This window comes from Duganella sp. GW821-FHT07F09, assembly GCF_059418705.1.
In genome coordinates this window covers 550,164-566,288 of sequence record NZ_JBWKQJ010000004.1, presented here as the reverse complement: position 1 = coordinate 566,288, position 16,125 = coordinate 550,164, and the positions used below count along the sequence as shown (strand labels likewise).

At 65.7% G+C, this 16,125-nt stretch carries 15 protein-coding genes; 3 read left to right on the top strand and 12 right to left on the bottom strand.

What is annotated here, in order from left to right:
- Positions 1-97: 97 nt before the first annotated feature.
- The 12 genes from AC07P1_RS13980 to AC07P1_RS13925 form a co-directional block, all read right to left on the bottom strand.
- Positions 98-1,273 carry a patatin-like phospholipase family protein gene (locus AC07P1_RS13980; protein ID WP_494696363.1) on the bottom strand — a complete coding sequence of 392 codons (1,176 nt, stop codon included), beginning with the start codon at positions 1,271-1,273 and terminating at the stop codon, positions 98-100.
- 62 nt (positions 1,274-1,335) lie between these two features.
- Positions 1,336-2,340: an acyltransferase family protein gene (locus AC07P1_RS13975; protein ID WP_494696362.1), complete on the bottom strand. Its 1,005-nt coding sequence runs from the start codon at positions 2,338-2,340 to the stop codon at positions 1,336-1,338.
- Positions 2,341-2,413: 73 nt separating this feature from the next.
- Positions 2,414-4,204, bottom strand: coding sequence for a gamma-glutamyltransferase (ggt, locus tag AC07P1_RS13970; protein WP_494696361.1), 1,791 nt, complete (start codon positions 4,202-4,204; stop codon positions 2,414-2,416).
- Positions 4,205-4,297: 93 nt separating this feature from the next.
- Positions 4,298-5,056, bottom strand: a complete 759-nt coding sequence (locus AC07P1_RS13965) for an SDR family NAD(P)-dependent oxidoreductase (RefSeq protein ID WP_494696360.1) — start codon at positions 5,054-5,056, stop codon at positions 4,298-4,300.
- 234 nt (positions 5,057-5,290) lie between these two features.
- The gene (locus AC07P1_RS13960; protein WP_494696359.1) at positions 5,291-5,761 is read right to left on the bottom strand and encodes a hypothetical protein; all 471 of its coding nucleotides are present in this window, start codon (positions 5,759-5,761) and stop codon (positions 5,291-5,293) included.
- Between the two features lie 97 nt (positions 5,762-5,858).
- On the bottom strand, positions 5,859-8,063 hold the full coding sequence (locus tag AC07P1_RS13955) for a sodium-translocating pyrophosphatase (RefSeq protein WP_494696358.1): 2,205 nt from the start codon (positions 8,061-8,063) through the stop codon (positions 5,859-5,861).
- A gap of 181 nt (positions 8,064-8,244) precedes the next feature.
- Positions 8,245-8,901, bottom strand: a complete 657-nt coding sequence (gene adk, locus AC07P1_RS13950) for an adenylate kinase (RefSeq protein WP_494696357.1) — start codon at positions 8,899-8,901, stop codon at positions 8,245-8,247.
- 236 nt (positions 8,902-9,137) lie between these two features.
- Entirely contained in the window at positions 9,138-9,899 is a 762-nt protein-coding gene (gene kdsB, locus AC07P1_RS13945) for a 3-deoxy-manno-octulosonate cytidylyltransferase (RefSeq protein ID WP_494696471.1), read from the bottom strand.
- A 12-nt stretch (positions 9,900-9,911) separates the two neighbouring features.
- Complete coding sequence (locus AC07P1_RS13940) at positions 9,912-10,088, bottom strand: Trm112 family protein (RefSeq protein ID WP_209726433.1); 177 nt, start codon at positions 10,086-10,088, stop codon at positions 9,912-9,914.
- On the bottom strand, positions 10,078-11,139 hold the full coding sequence (lpxK, locus tag AC07P1_RS13935) for a tetraacyldisaccharide 4'-kinase (protein WP_494696356.1): 1,062 nt from the start codon (positions 11,137-11,139) through the stop codon (positions 10,078-10,080). The genes AC07P1_RS13940 and lpxK overlap by 11 nt, the downstream gene beginning before the upstream one ends.
- Positions 11,140-11,574 carry an ExbD/TolR family protein gene (locus AC07P1_RS13930; protein WP_494696355.1) on the bottom strand — a complete coding sequence of 145 codons (435 nt, stop codon included), beginning with the start codon at positions 11,572-11,574 and terminating at the stop codon, positions 11,140-11,142.
- 10 nt (positions 11,575-11,584) lie between these two features.
- The gene (locus AC07P1_RS13925) at positions 11,585-12,190 is read right to left on the bottom strand and encodes a MotA/TolQ/ExbB proton channel family protein (RefSeq protein WP_494696354.1); all 606 of its coding nucleotides are present in this window, start codon (positions 12,188-12,190) and stop codon (positions 11,585-11,587) included.
- Between the two features lie 1,047 nt (positions 12,191-13,237).
- Here AC07P1_RS13925 and AC07P1_RS13920 point away from each other — a divergent pair.
- From AC07P1_RS13920 to AC07P1_RS13910, 3 genes are read left to right on the top strand one after another with little or no spacing between them, the layout of a single operon-like run.
- Positions 13,238-13,909: a phage tail protein gene (locus AC07P1_RS13920; protein ID WP_494696353.1), complete on the top strand. Its 672-nt coding sequence runs from the start codon at positions 13,238-13,240 to the stop codon at positions 13,907-13,909.
- Complete coding sequence (locus tag AC07P1_RS13915; protein WP_494696352.1) at positions 13,884-14,408, top strand: GNAT family N-acetyltransferase; 525 nt, start codon at positions 13,884-13,886, stop codon at positions 14,406-14,408. The genes AC07P1_RS13920 and AC07P1_RS13915 overlap by 26 nt, the downstream gene beginning before the upstream one ends.
- Complete coding sequence (locus tag AC07P1_RS13910) at positions 14,405-16,123, top strand: aspartyl/asparaginyl beta-hydroxylase domain-containing protein (protein WP_494696351.1); 1,719 nt, start codon at positions 14,405-14,407, stop codon at positions 16,121-16,123. Before AC07P1_RS13915 ends, AC07P1_RS13910 begins: the two co-directional genes overlap by 4 nt.
- Positions 16,124-16,125: the final 2 nt, after the last annotated feature.

Below are 16,125 nucleotides of genomic sequence, written 5' to 3'. Positions count from 1 at the left end.
CCGAGTCCCCACAGCAGCAGCAGCGGCACCAGCAAGTGTTCAAACAAGCGTCGAAATTGGCGTCTAAAACACGGCAAAACGGTCCCGCAGTCGGTAGTCAGGATTCAAAGAAAGCCAGCACGTCCTCTTTACGCGCCTGGGTGTCGCGCTGACCGAGACGGATCAACTCGCAAGTATAAGTCGATTCGAACAATAAATACGAGGCCAATGCGGCGCCGCGCGTTTCGGTCGCGCCGATTCCGGACAACATGGTGCGTATCGGCGCCGGCAAGCTGGCGATGTGGCGGCTGGCGATGTCGTCCAGCCGTTCGGAAGGCGCGATCACCAGCAGCTTGACCGGCTTGAGGGGGGTTTGCGCGAGCAGCTCCGGCGGCAGCATCGACAAGGTCTTGTTGACGCGCTCGAGGCGCTCGATGTCGACCGCCAGCGAATCGAGGAAGATCGACGACATCGCGTGGCCGGCGATCTGCGCCAGGCTGGGATAGCGCGCCGAGCTTTTTTCGGCGGCGCTGCGGGCCGGCTCGGTCAGGCGCCCCGCCCCCACCACCAGCACCTTGCTGGCGCCGAGGTGGATCGCCGGCGAGATCGGCGCCAGCTGGCGCATCGAGCCGTCGCCGCAATACTCGCGGTGCCCCCCCATGTACAGCGGCGTGGCCGGGAAGATGAACGGGATCGCCGACGACGCCAGCAGGTGCTCGACGCCGATCTGGTCCTGCAGCGCCACGCGCTGCATGCGGATCCACGGCGCGATGTCGGCGGCGGTCTGGTAAAAGGTCAGGTGGTTGCCGGCGGTGTAGGACGAGGCGGTGACGGCCAGCGCGTGCAGCAGGCCCTCGGACAGCGCCGCGTCGAGGCGCGGCAGGTCGAGCATGCGGTGCAGCAGGCCGACCAGCGGCGTGTTGTCGAGCAGCGACGCCGGCGGCGCGGCGCGCCATTTGCGCAGCAGCCAGCCGAACGACAGCAGCGACAGCCAGCGCGCGCCGGAGCGGATCACGCCCAGCGAATCGGCGCGGTAGACCTGTTCGACCGCGATATGCTGCCAGACGTCGAGCAGCTTTTGCACGCCCTCGCCGAAGTTGTCGGCGCGGCAGGCCAGCGCCGTGGCGTTGATGGCGCCTGCCGAGGTGCCGCAAATGATGTCGAAAGGATTACGCGCCGGAGGCCAGCCCGCTTCCCATAGTATCTCCGAGATCGCCTGGAGAACGCCGACCTGGTAGGCCGCGCGGGCGCCGCCCCCCGTCAGGATCAAGCCTGTTTTCTTTTGTATTCCCATACGCCAAGGTTATCAGGCTCGGCGGCGTTTGGGGAGTATACTCGCGCGGCCGTGGCCGTCGATCACGGCCGCACGGCGGCGCCGACGCGCGCGGGCGCCGGTTCGAACACCGCCGCGCCGCTGCTGAAGCCCAACAGCCGTTCCTGCCGCAGCCGGTAGGCCAGGTAGAACAGCGCCAGCGGCCCCGCCACGCCGGCCAGCATGCCTGCCGCCAGGTGCAGCGGCACGTTGCTCACTCCCAGCTTCATCAGCACCATGCGGGCGCCGGCCGTGGCGAACACGTGCGCCAGGAAGATGGGCATCGATGCCAGCCCCAGCAACTCGAACACGCGCCGCAGGCCCGGCGCCGCCTGCAAGTGGCTTAGTTGCAACACCAGCAGGATACCGAGGAAGGCCGCGCAGACCGCGCTCGGCGCCCGGTAGCCGCCCATGCGGCTGGCCACGTAGACGGCGATACCGAGCCCGAGCACGGTTGCCGCGATGCTGGCGCCGCCGGAGAGGCGCACGACGATGGATTTCAAATGCGGCGCCATGTAAATGCCGGCCACATAAAAGATCAGCATGCTGAACGGGTTGGCGAGCACCGGCAACGCCGTCACCAGGTAGATGCCGGCCGGGTAGGCCGCCACCGCGAACAGGGCCAGCCGCAGCGGGTCGGTGCTGAAAAACCGCGCCAACAGGTGGCAGACGAAGATCGCCGAGAGGAACCAGTACTGGAACACCGGCGCCCAGAGGATGGACAGCAGGGCCTCCATCGTCACCGGATTGTTGGCGCCGCCGACGGCCAGTTGCATGCCGCCCTGCAGGAACGTCCACAGGAAATACGGATAGACGATGGTCGGGATCTTGCTGCTGATGAAATTGTCGCGCGACATGCCGCGCGCCGCGTTGATTCCCGCAAGCAAGAAGAACAAGGGCATGTGGAAGGTGTAGATGACATAGTCCGAGAACACCAGCGCACTGTCGGCGGGCACCAGCCCGGCCGCCACCAGCCCGCGCAGCACGTGGCCGTACACGACCAGCAGAATGCCGATCCCGCGCGCCGCGTCCCATAATTGCTCTCTCATGTGCCTCCTGCGCCGCTAGGCAGTCTTTGGGTAATCGACGATGGTACCATAAAACAACTCTGTTGTACTAATGCTACTGTCCCAGCACGATGCCCTCGCGGCGCGGATCGGCGCCGCCGAACCATTGCGCCTTGCCGTCGACGACGCGGCGCTCGATGCCCTGCAGGCCGGAGTTCTGGTCCGCCTCGCGCACCTGGTGGCCGCGCGCCTTGAGCTCCTCGATCACCGCCGGCGCCACGCGCCCGGCCTCGATCTCGGTCGGGCCGTTGCGGCTGCCCATGTTCGGCAGGCTGATGGCCTGCTGCACGTCGAGCTTCCAGTCCAGGGTTCCGACCAGCACCTTGGCCACGTAGTTGATGATGGCCGAACCGCCCGGCGAGCCGGTGGCCAGCACCAGCCGATGCGTGCCCTTGTCGAACACTAGCGTCGGCGACATCGCGCTGCGCGGGCGTTTGCCGGCCTGCACCCGGTTGGCGATCGGACCGTCGGCGTCCTGCGAATCGAACGAAAAGTCGGTCAACTGGTTGTTGAGCATGAAACCGTCGACCATCTGGCGCGCGCCGAAGGCGTCTTCCACCGAGGTGGTCATCGACAGCCCGCCGCCGAAGGCGTCGACCGCCACGAAATGCGACGTCGAGGGCTTGTCGATGGCGGTGTCGGCGCCCCACGCCACCTGCATCGTGGCCGGCGTGCCGTAGCTGGCGCGCCCCATCGAGCGCTCGCCGATCAGCGAGGCGCGCTGCGCCAGGTAGGCCTTGTCCAGCATGGTGCTGACGCCCTTGCCCGGCAGCGGCACGAAATCGGTGTCGGCCACGTAGCGGTTGCGGTCCGCGTAGGCCAGCCGGCCCGCCTCCGAGAACAGGTGGATGCCCTCGGCGGTCGGCATGCCGTTGACCGGTTTGTACGGGCTGATGTCCTTGACCTCAAGGATGCCCAGCATCTGGGCGATGGCGATGCCGCCGGACGACGGCGGCGGCGCGCCGCACACGGTCCACGCCTTGTAGTCGCTGCAAATCGGCGCGCGCTCCTTGGCCTGGTAGCCGGCGATGTCGGCGGCGGTCAGCTTGCCCGGATTGGTCGGATGCGAGGCCACCTTGGCGGCGATGTCGCGCGCGATGCGGCCCTTGTAGAAGGCGTCGGCGCCGCCGGCGGCGATCTCGCGCAGCGTGCGCGCCAGTTCCGGGTTTTTCAGGATGTAGCCGACGGCGCGCGGCTTGCCGTCGTCGTCGAAGAAGTATTTTTTGGCGACGGGATCGCGCGCCAGGTAACGGTCGTAGGAAATCAGCGCGTTCAGGCGCGGACTGACGGCAAATCCCTCCTCGGCCAGTTTGATGGCCGGCGCGAACAGGGTTTTCCACGGCAGCCTGCCATGCTGCTTGTGCGCCAGCTCCAGCATGCGCAGCACGCCTGGCGCGCCCACCGAACGGCCGCCGATCACGCCGGTCTCGCGCGAGACGGCCTTGCCGTCGGCGTCCTGAAACAGGTGCTCGTCGGCCGACGCGGGCGCCGTTTCGCGGCCGTCGTACGACTGCACGCGTTTACCGTCGGAATAGAGCATGAAGGAGCCGCCGCCGATGCCGGACGATTGCGGCTCGACCAGGGTCAGTACCAGCTGGGTGGCGACGGCGGCGTCGATCGCCGCGCCGCCCTGCTTCAGCATCTGGTAACCGGCCTGCGTGGCCAACGGATTGGCCGCGGCGACCATGAATTTTTGCGAGGACTTGCCGGCCTTCTCGGCGTAGCCGGTGGCGATTTCCGGCGCGGCGTCTGCGGTCGCGCGTTGCGCGTGGACCGGCGCGTGCAGAACGACCAACAGCGGTACGGCCAGTGCGGCGCTGCGCGCCAGTGTCTTTAAACGAATCATGGGCTCTCCAAATAGAGGGCGCGCCGGCCGGGAAAGCCCCCCCTGGGCGCGCCCGATCACTCTGGCATCCTACACGAAATCGTTTAAACCGTTTTACTTGGCTTGCATGCGGATAGCGCCGTCCAGGCGAATGGTCTCGCCATTGAGCATCGTGTTCTCGATGATCGCCTTGGCCAGATGGGCGTATTCGTGCGGCTTGCCCAGGCGCGGCGGGAACGGCACCATGGCGCCGAGCGCCTCGCGCACCTCGGCGGGCATGCCCATCAACATCGGCGTCTCGAAGATGCCCGGGGCGATGGCCATCACGCGGATGCCGCTGCGGGCCAGGTCGCGCGCCATCGGCAAGGTCAGGCCGGCGACGGCGGCCTTGGACGACGCGTAGGCGGCCTGCCCCATCTGGCCGTCGAAGGCCGCCACCGAGGCGGTATTGATGATGACGCCGCGCTCGCCGGTATCGATGGCGGCGTTCTTGCCCATCGCCTCGGCCGCCAGGCGCGCCATGTTGAAGGTGCCGACCAGGTTGATATTGATGGTGCGCTGGAACAGTTCGAGCGGATGGGCGCCGTCCTTGCCGACGGTCTTGGCGGCGGGCGCGATGCCGGCGCAGTTGACCAGGCCGCGTAGCGAGCCCAGCGCCACGGCCGCCGCGACCGCGCGCACGGCGTCGGCCTCGGCGGTCACGTCGGTCTGGACGAAGACGCCGCCCAGTTCGGCGGCCAGCGCCTGGCCGGCCTCGGCCTGCACATCGGCCAGCACGACCTTACCGCCGGCCTCGACGATCATACGCGCCGTCGCCGCGCCCAGCCCGGACGCGCCGCCGGTGATGAGGAATACATGGTCCTGAATCTGCATAAATCTCCCCTGTTCTCTATGACGTTTACGTAAACGTCAACCACCACAATTGTAGCGGAAAACCAGGATGTAGCGGCGTGAATGACCACGGAAACACGTAGGGCGGATTAGCGCAGCGTAATCCGCCAAGCGCCGTCGGCGGCTCATGGCCGATTACGGCGTTCCGGCTGATCCGCCCTACGAGCATCACTAACGCTCAGCCCGTGTAGAAATGGTGGACCTGACCCCGGAGTATCAACATTGCAGCCAGGCGCCGTTTCGTTGGCACATCTTGCCGGCCGGTGTGATCGTGGTGTTGCCCGGGCCGGCGTTGTGGCGCACGCCGCTGGCGTCGTAGCAGCCGCCGGCCGTGCAGCCGATCGCCGGTATCGGCGTTCCGGGCGGCTGCATCAGCGTTTCGATCGGGGTGGAGGGCTGCGGCCTGGGCATGGCGACTTGCGGCGCGACCTTGTTGCGGGGCATCGGCTGTAGCGTCAGCGGCACCGGCCGGCGCGGCATCGGCTCGGCTGCGGGCGCGGTCCGGCACGGTTCCACCGCGAGCCGCTTGCCGTCCGCGCTGAGCTTGCACACGGGCAGTTTGGAGTAGGCGTCCCGGCCCGCTTCCGCCTCCGCTTTCACCGGCACGGGGCCACCCCAGGCGTTGGTGCAAAGTAATGATCCAAGCAGGAAGGCCGCCGCCAGCGCGGCCGGTTTCAGAGATTTCATTGCATTACCTTCCAAAGTGCTACGCCTGTTTATATTATTAGCAGGCATCGCGCCGCACGGAAGGCTCTGAAACAATTCGTAACCTCTGGCGCCCACCCTACCTGGCCGGCGCGGGTTCCAAGGCCGGCGGCGGTGGCGGCGGCAGGCCCGGCGCCACCGGCGCGCCTTCCGTCAACGGCGACACCGAACGGGGCGGAGGCGGCGCGTCGGCAGGCATCATCCGCGCCGGCGCGTGCGCGGCCATCACCGGGACGCTCACCGCCAGCCAGCCCGAGGCCGGCAACAACGGCACCAGCAGCAGCGCGACGATGTTGATGATCTTGATCAGCGGATTGACCGCCGGACCGGCCGTGTCCTTGTACGGGTCGCCGACCGTGTCGCCGGTCACGGCCGCCTTGTGCGCCTCCGAGCCCTTGCCGCCAAAGTGGCCGTCCTCGATGTATTTCTTGGCGTTGTCCCAGGCGCCGCCGCCCGTCGTCATCGAGATCGCGACGAACAGGCCGGTGACAATGGTGCCCATCAACATGCCGCCCAGTGCGGCCGATCCCAGCAGCATGCCCACGACCACCGGCACCACCACCGGCAGCAGCGACGGCACGATCATTTCCTTGATGGCCGAGGCGGTCAGCATGTCGACCGCCTTGTCGTATTCCGGCTTGCCGGTGCCGTCCATGATGCCCTTGATGTCGCGGAACTGGCGGCGCACCTCCACCACCACCGCGCCGGCCGCGCGCCCCACCGCCTCCATCGCCATCGCGGCGAACAGGTAGGGAATCAGGCCGCCGATGATCAACCCGACGATGACCATCGGATTGGACAGGTCGAAGGTGATGCTCTTGCCGGCCGATTCGAGCGCGTGCGTGTAGTCGGCGAACAGCACCAGCGCGGCCAGCCCGGCCGAGCCGATGGCGTAACCCTTGGTGACGGCCTTGGTGGTGTTGCCCACCGCGTCGAGCGGGTCGGTGATGGCGCGCACCGATTCCGGCATGCCGGCCATTTCGGCGATGCCGCCGGCGTTGTCGGTGATCGGGCCGTAGGCGTCGAGCGCGACGACGATGCCGGCCATCGACAGCATCGAGGTGGCGGCGATGGCCACGCCGTACAGCTGCCCCAGCTGGTAGGAGACTAAAATCGCCGCGCACACGGCCAGCACCGGCCACGCGGTCGACTTCATCGACACCCCCAGCCCGGCGATGATGTTGGTGCCGTGGCCGGTGGTGGAGGCCTCGGCGATGTGTTTGACGGGATAGAAATCGGTGCCGGTGTAGTACTCGGTGATGTAGACCATCAGCCCGGTGAGCACGATGCCGACCACGGTGCAGCCGAGCATGCGCATGCGCATGGCCTCGTCCGGCCAGACCTGCCAGGTGACGACCGCGAAACCGATCAGCGACAGCCCGGCGGCCCACCACAGGCCGGTGTACAGCGCCGACATGATCTTCTTGCCCGGCTTGGCCTTGACCATCGAGCAGCCGATGATGGAGGCGATGATGGAGACCGCCCCCAGCAGCAGCGGATAGACGACGGCCGTGCTCGACGTGGTCATCAACAGCGCCCCCAGCAGCATGGTGGCGATCAGGGTGACGACGTAGGTTTCAAACAGATCGGCGGCCATGCCGGCGCAATCGCCGACGTTGTCGCCGACGTTGTCCGCGATCACGGCCGGGTTGCGCGGATCGTCCTCGGGGATGCCCGCCTCGACCTTGCCGACCAGGTCGGCGCCGACGTCGGCGCCCTTGGTGAAGATGCCGCCGCCGAGCCGCGCGAAGATCGAGATCAGCGAGGCGCCGAACGCCAGCCCGATCAACGGCTCGATGACCTTGTGCAAATTAGGGCCGAGATCCGGCGGCAAGCCGGCGATCAGGTACATATAAAACAGCACCACGCCCAGCAGGCCGAGCCCGACCACCAGCATGCCGGTGATGGCGCCGCCCTTGAAGGCGACGTCGAGCGCTTCGTTCATGCCCTTGGTGGCGGCCTGCGCGGTGCGCACGTTGGCGCGCACCGAGACGTTCATGCCGATGAAGCCGCACGCGCCCGAGAGCACCGCGCCGATCAGGAAGCCGATGGCGGTGTTGATATCAAGTAGTACGCCGATGAGGATGAGGAGCACCACGCCGACGATGCCGATGGTGCGGTACTGGCGCGCCAGGTAGGCGGCGGCGCCTTGCTGAATCGCCAGTGCAATTTCCTGCATGCGCGGGTTGCCCGCGTCCTGGCGCAAAATCCAACTACGTGACCATAAACCGTAAACCACGGCGATAACGCCGCAACCGACTGCTAACCAAAGACTGGCTGCCATAGATGTCCCCTTATTTTTATTGAACGAGCCTACAAACCACACTTCAGTAGCTGTCCGGTGGAGACAGCCCACTAACCTGCGAACTGCAAAACGTCAAATCGGGAGGGCATCCAGCTTGGGCCGGCTTGGTGAAAACAAGGGCGTAAAAAAAGCGGACACTCGGTCCGCTCTACTTTACCGCTTATTCGGCGAGCGCGGCAAACGCGCTGTCACGAATTTGTTCCACCGGACCGACCCCGGCGATGCGGCGGTATTTCGGCGCGCCCGGCTCGCCCGACTGTGCCCAGGTATTGTAGTAACCCAGCAGCACTTCGGTTTGATTGTGATAAACGTCCAGACGTTTCTTGACGGTTTCCGCCTTGTCGTCGTCGCGCTGCACCAGGTCTTCGCCGGTGACGTCGTCCTTGCCGTCCACCTTCGGCGGATTGAACTTGACGTGGTAGACGCGGCCCGAACCCGGGTGCACGCGGCGGCCGTCCATGCGCTCGATGATCGATTCATCCGGCACGTCGATTTCCAGCACGTAGTCGACGGCCACGCCGTTGTCCTTCATCGAGTCGGCTTGCGCGACGGTGCGCGGGAAGCCGTCGAACAGGTAGCCGTTGGCGCAGTCGGGCTGCTGCAAACGCTCTTGCACCAGGCCGATGATGATGTCGTCGGAGACCAGACCACCCGCATCCATCACCTTTTTGGCGGCCACGCCCAACTCCGACCCGGCCTTGATCGCGGCGCGCAACATGTCGCCGGTCGAGATCTGGGGGATGTTGTATTTTTCTTTGATGAAATTAGCCTGGGTGCCCTTGCCTGCACCTGGTGCTCCTAAAAGAATAAGACGCATGAAAAATTCCTAAAACAGATTTTGGATGTGGTTAGTGTGTGTGTGTGGAAACAGTAGAAATACTGCAAGTCCCACTATGTTGGTACGAAACTTACCACAAAACTTAGTCTAAACGCCAATTTGTGACGGCTTCCACCGTCCTTCACTGGCAAAACAGGAGCATACAGAGATATTCCGTATGAATATCGCACTTGCTTCCTGTTTATGATTGATTTATGCCGGTAAGCTGATCTATATCAATACAACAGCCGAACCCTTGCCAGATCTTCCGGCGTATCGACGCCGGCGGCCGGCGCCGAGTCGGTGACATGGACGGCGATCGGATAGCCGTGCCACAGCACGCGCAGCTGCTCCAGCGCTTCGATCGATTCCAGCGGCGAGACGTCCAGCGCCGGATAGGCTTGCAGGAAATCGTTGCGGTAGGCGTACAGTCCGATGTGACGGAGCGGTACGTAGCCGGCTGGCAGTGCTTCTTTGGACTGCGCAAAGGCGTCGCGGTTCCACGGTATGGTCGCGCGGGAAAAATACAGGGCCCGGCCGGCCTTGTCCAACACCACCTTGACCACGTTCGGGTTGAAGGCGTCGGCGGCGTCGTGCAGCGGATGGGCGCAGGTCGACATCGGCACGTCGGCGCCGATGCGGGCGGCGGCCGCTTGCAGCAGCGCCGGGTCGATCAGCGGCTCGTCGCCCTGCAGGTTGACGACGACGGCGTCGGCCGGCAGGTTCAGGGTGCGCGCCACCTCGGCGATGCGGTCGGTGCCGGACGGATGGTCGGCGCGCGTCATGCACACTTCCACGCCGTGCAGCGCGCAGGCGGCGCGGATGTCTTCGTGGTCGGTGGCGACGATGATGCGCGCGGCGCCCGCCAGCGCGGCGCGCTCGGCCACGCGGACCACCATCGGCTTGCCGCCGAGGTCGGCCAGCGGCTTGTTCGGCAAGCGGGTCGACGCCAGCCGCGCCGGGATGATGACGATGAAGGGGGAGACCGGGTGGGACATAGTCTGCACCGCTCAATCCACCTTGTCTTGCAGCGTGCGGGCCTCGTCGGCCCACATGATCGGGATGCCGTCGCGGATCGGAAACGCCAGGCGGTCGCCCTTGCAGATCATTTCCTGGGCTTTCTTATCGTACTCAAGGGGGCCTTTGCAGACCGGGCATACCAGGATATCAAGCAATCTAGCGTCCACGACATTTCTCCACGATTTGGTCGGCCAGCGCCGCATCGATGCGCGCCGTTACCGGGACGACCCATAGTCGCGGGTCGTCTCTGAGTTCTTCAATTTGCGCACATTTTACTGCATCCTTCTCGGTCATCAAGATGATATCGGCCTCCAGCCGCGCGAACGGGCGGTCGGTGTAGTCGTGATGATCGGGCAAAGGCAGCTCGGCGACGGACAGGCCGGCGGCCTTGAGCATGCCGAAGAAGCGGGAAGGATTGCCGATGCCGGCCGCCGCCGCCAGCCGCAGGCCGGGTTGGTTCAGCCCGGCCAACGGGCGTCGCTGGCCGCGGTCGCGCAACTGCTCCGCGTACTCCCCCACCAGGGTCATCTGGATCGGCCCCGACATGGCCTGCCGGGATCGGCAGCCGACGGCGCGCACCAGCTCGTCGGTGAGCAGCGGCGCGTTGATGACGGTGAAATCGCGCCGGCGCGAAACCGGCTCGCGCAGCGGCCCGGCCGGCAGCAGCCAGCCATTGCCGGCGCCACGGCCGTCGAACAGGATGATCTCGATATCGCGTTGCAGCGCGTAATGCTGCAAGCCGTCATCGGTCAGCACGATGTCGACCTCGGGGTGGGCCGCCAGCAGCGCGCGGCCGGTGGCGGCGCGGTCGCGCCCGACCATGACCGGGCAGCCGGTGCGCTGCTTGATCAGCAAGGGCTCGTCGCCGACCTCGGCCGGCGTCGACAGGGCGACGACTTCGCGCGCGCCGCCGGCGTCGCTGCCGTGGCCGCGCGAGACCACCCCGGGACGCATGCCGGCCGCCTGCAAGGCTTGCACCAGCCAGATCGTCAGCGGCGTCTTGCCGGTGCCGCCGATGTAGATATTGCCGACCACTACCACCGGCACCGGCAGCCGCGACGACTTGAGCAGGCCGGCCCGGTACAGCCCGACGCGCAGGCCGCTCAGCGCCCGGAACAGCAAGGACAGCGGCCACAGCGCGCAGGCGAGCGGACCGCGCCGCAGCCAGTTGCTCGTCAGCGTAGTTTCCAGCGAGGACGGTTTATCAGGGAGCGACACTTATTTGGCGGCACCGGTCTGCGCGGCGAAGGTCAGCTTGTCGTAGCCGGCGATGCGGGCCGCCTCCATCACGTTGATCACCATCTGGTGCATCGCGAACTGGTCGGCGTTGACGATCACCACCGGCGACCTGCCCGGCTGGCCGCCCTTGTCGGCCACCGTCTTCATCGACTGCGCCAGGCCGGCCACGTCGCGGAACGACACCGGCTCGTCGTTGATCGTGTAGTTGCCCTTGGCATCGACGGTCACGTTCAGCTCGAACGGCTTGTCCTCCTGCTTTTGCGCGTCGGCGGTCGGCAAGGTGATCTGCAGCTCGGTGAATTTGCTGTAGGTGGTCGAGACCATCAGGAAAATCAAAATCACCAGCAACACGTCGATGAACGGGATCAGGTTGATCTCGGGGTCCTCGCGGTGCCGGCCTTTGCGGAAATTCATGCGGACGTCCTTACTTGCGCTTGCTGTGCACGATATCGACAAACTTCACCGCCTGCTGCTCCATGTCGATGACGAAGCTGTCCACCAACGCGCGGAAGTGGCGATAGAACACCAGGGTCGGCATGGCGATGGCGAGGCCGAAGCCGGTGTTATACAGCGCCACGGAAATGCCGTGCGCCAGTTGCGCCGGGTTGGAGCCGGTGGCGTTTTGCGAACCGAAAATCTCGATCATGCCGACCACCGTGCCGAACAGCCCCATCAACGGCGCCAGGGTCGCGATGGTACCCAAGGTGGTGAGGAAGCGTTCCAAGGTGTGGGCCACGCCGCTGCCGGCCTCTTCGATGGACTCCTTCATCACTTCGCGCGGCGCGTCGACGTTGCGCAGCGCGGCCGATAACACCACGCCCAACGGGGAACTTTTTTCCAGTTTGTCGATGACGCCGGTGTTGACGTTGCCCCCGCGATAAACCTGAACCACCTCGTCCAACAGCTTCTTCGGCAGGATTTTGCTACGGCGCAGGTACAGCAAGCGTTCGATGATCAGGGCCGTCGCGACGATCGATGCAATCAACAACAACCAGATAGGCCAACCTGCGGCTTGGAAAATAGCGAGCAAAACGAACTCCTGTAAGATATAAACCCGAAGGCGCAATGTATCTTGTTGGACGACACTCGGCAAGTAGCATGCGTTTGTGGAGTTCTGCACATTTTCTGTGGACAACAATGTGCGCAAGGCCCGGAGACACCCATCAAGCCATTGATTTAAAAGGAAAAAATATCAAAGCTCAAAATAAGCGCACACGGGGATGTTATGGCCCGGTTTATGCATTGCAAAAGTTGTGCCAACTTATGCCCACATTCTGTTGATAAGATTGTGCGCAAGCCGCACCGCGACCACGCATGCCATTGATTTCAATGATCTTTATTGTCCTGCGCAAAAAACTGGCAAGGATGCCACAAGCGCCGGTTAATCCCCACAGTACTTATCCACAGCACAACTTTTAACCCGCTAGCCATCGGCCGCTGTACTTCTGCACAAAATTTGTGGATAAGATTGTTAGCAAGGCTGCCTCACAAAGCCCAAGCCTTTGATTCATAAGAATATTTTCCTCATGCGTAAAATAAACGCAGCGCCACCGAGCCGCCGCAGGGGATAACTCCGCCGGGATTGCCGGCGACTTCTGCACACTAGATGTGGATAAGATTGTGCGCAACCGCTCCCACATCGTGAAAGATCGTTGATTCATAAGGGAATTTTTGTCTTGAGTAAAAAAACAGCAATGTGGTCATTCCGCTGATTTTCCCGGCAAGCGCCCGCTTTCTTCACAGAGGCTTTCACTTCTGCACATTTTATGTGGATAAGATTGTGCGCAATGCACGCAGCGGCTTACTAAGTAGTTGATTTTAATGAGATTTATTGCCATGCGCAAAAAACATGCAAGACGCCGCAAGGCCGTCAATGTGAAATCGCCACTATTGAAAAGATACAACGCTACTATCTTGGAAGTATTGCTTTTAATTCTATTGAATCCAAAACATCTTTAAGATGGGTTCCACGCCGGCCCGGGAGGTATCGGTGCCAGCGCCGGGGGCAAGCCGCTCGCGGCCAGCCCTGAACCAGCCTTAAAACAAGCCGGCCACGGCCGGTAACCGGAGATGTGCAATGGAAGCATTCCTTGGAACCATCCTGCCGTGGCCAGGCACTTACGCTCCAAAAGACTGGGCTTTCTGCGATGGTAGCCTGTTGCAGGTCAACACTTATCAAGCCTTGTTCGCGGTCATCGGCGCGCAGTACGGCGGCGACGGCAGGACCACCTTCGCGCTGCCCGACCTGCGCGGGCGCACCGTGCTGGGACCGAACGGCCCGGCGCCGCTGACCGCCCGGCCGCTGGCCCAGAAGGGCGGCGCGGAAACCGTGTCCGCCGTCGGCACCGGCACCGGCGCGGTGACGCTGACCGCGGCCAACCTGCCGGCGCACACCCACACCGCGACGCTGTCCCTGAGCGGGCTCGGCGCGACCACCGATATCAGCGTGGGCACCGGCACCGGCGGCCAGTTGGCCGCGACACAGGGCGCCACCCTCACCAGCACGGCGACCGGCGCCACGGGCGCGGCGATCTATCAGTTGTCGAGCGTCGCGCCGGTCGCACCGGTCACGCTGGGCGGCGTCAAGACCACGGTCAACGGCAACGGTTCGGTGACGGTCGACCCCACCGGCGGCGGCGCGCCCGCGCCGGTCAGCGTGAGCGTCAACACGGCGGTGCCGACGATGACACCTTTCCTCGTCCTTAACTACATCATCTGCCTGAATGGATACTACCCAAGCCGCAATTGAGCCGGCCGGCGCCGAGCCCGCGCTCGACCTGCGTCCGGCCACCGACGCCGACCAGCCGCTGCTGGCGGCGCTGTACCGCGCCACCCGCGAAGACCTCACGCGGCTGGGCGACGGCCCGGCGATCGATTCGCTGATCGCCATGCAGCAGCGCGTGCACGCCGAGGGCCAGCGGCGCCAGTACCCGTGCGCGCGCCAGTGGCTGTTGCACAGCGACGGGCGCTGCGTGGCGCAACTGGTGCTGGACTGGCGCCCGCACCGCCTGCACCTGATCGACATCGCCGTGCTGCCCGAGGCGCGCGGACAGGGCGTGGCGCGCGCGCTGCTGCGCTGGGTCCAGCGCCAGGCGCAAATCGCCGGCGTGCCGCTCGATCTGCAGGTGCGGCGCGACAACCATCCGGCCCGCCACCTGTATCTGAACCTGGGTTTCCGCGCCGGCGCCGGCGACGAACTGTTCGAGCCGATGCGGTGGGACCCCGCCGCCACGCCGGCGGCCCCATGACGCCGGCGTCGGCCCGCTACCTGAAGCTGCCGCTCAGCTTTGACGCCGCACGGCTGCAGGCCGAACTCGACGCGCTGCTGGCGCCGCAATGGGTCGAGCACTTCAACACGCGCGACTACGACGGCGGCTGGCGCTGCCTGGCGCTGCGCTCGGCGGACGGCCAGCCGCGCCACATCGGCGCGCTGTCCGAAGCCAATTTCCTCGACACGCCGGCGCTGGCGCAATGCCCCTACTTGCGCGCCGTGCTCGACGCCTTCGAGTGCGACAAGGCCGCCGTGCGGCTGATGGCGCTGGAAGCGGGCGCCGTCATCAAGCCCCACCGCGATGCCGCCACCGCCTTCGAGGACGGCCTGGCGCGCCTGCACGTGCCCTTGCAGACCGATCCGGCCGTGACGTTTTGCATCGACGGCGAGAACATCCACTTCAGCCAGGGCGACACTTGGTACCTCAACGCCGGCCGCACCCACGCGGTCCACAACCGCAGCGCGCGCAGCCGCATCCATCTGGTGCTCGACTGCCGCGTCAATCCCTGGCTGCGTCGGCTGTTCGCGCGGGCCGGCCTGGCGCCGTCGGCGCCGCCGCGCTTCGGCGCCGTGGCCGTGGGCGACGAGCACCCGCTGGCGCCCCAGCGCCGCGCGTTGCTGCGCGCGCCCGAGATCACCATGGCGCAGGCCGGATCGATGGACGGCTGGTATCCGGTGGCCGTCAGCGACCTGCCCGACGGTTTATGGTGGCGCCGCCTGGGCGGACGGCCATTCGGCGAGCCGTTTTTCTCCGATACCTTCCGGCACCAGCCGCCAGCCGAACGGCAGCTGTGTTTCAGCGACTGGCGGGCGCCGGCGGCGCTGGCCGACACGCTGGCACCGACCGCCTTCATCTTCCATGTCTCGCGCTGCGGGTCGACCCTGCTGACCCAGATGCTGGCCACCCTGCCCTCGTGCGTGGCGCTGTCGGAGCCGCCGGTCGTGGACGACTTTCTGCGGCTGCGGCGTGAACGCGTTGAGACCGCCGGAGCGGCCGCAAGTGCCGGCGACGACACCGACATCGTCCGGCTGCGCGCGCTGGTGCGCGCGCTCGGCCAGCGCCGCGACCCGCGCCAGCGGCATCTGGTGATTAAACTCGACAGCTGGCACCTGCGCGACCTGGAGCTGTTCCGCGCCGCCTTTCCGGCCACAGCCATGGTGTTCCTGTACCGCGAGCCGCTGCAGGTGCTGGCCTCGCACCGGCGCCAGCGCGGCCCGCAAATGCTGCCCGGGCTGATCGATCCGGACTGGCTGGGCATCACCTTCCGCCAGCAGGACGACAGCGGGGAAACCGATGCCGACGGGGGCGACCGCCTGGCCCCGTCCGACCTCGACCGCTATTGCCTGCACGTGCTGCGCGCCCTGATGGAGACGGCGCTGGCGGCGCAAGGTTGCGACCGGTCCTTGCTGCTGTTGAATTACACCGAATTGCCCATGCTGCCGGGCCTGCCCTTGCTGGCCCGGCTGGGCATCCGCCCCGGCCGCACCGAGCGGGCCACCATGCTGCGGCGCGCCGCCTTTCACGCCAAGCACGGCGCGCCGTTCAGCGGCGACGCCGCCACCGCCGACCGCCGGGGCGCGGCGCCAAGCGCGGCGCTGCTCGAACGGCTGGCGCGGCTATACGCGGCGTTGGAACAGTCCCGCCTGAACAACGAAATTGTCGAGGATCAATCCGATTGTGACCGATTGTGACA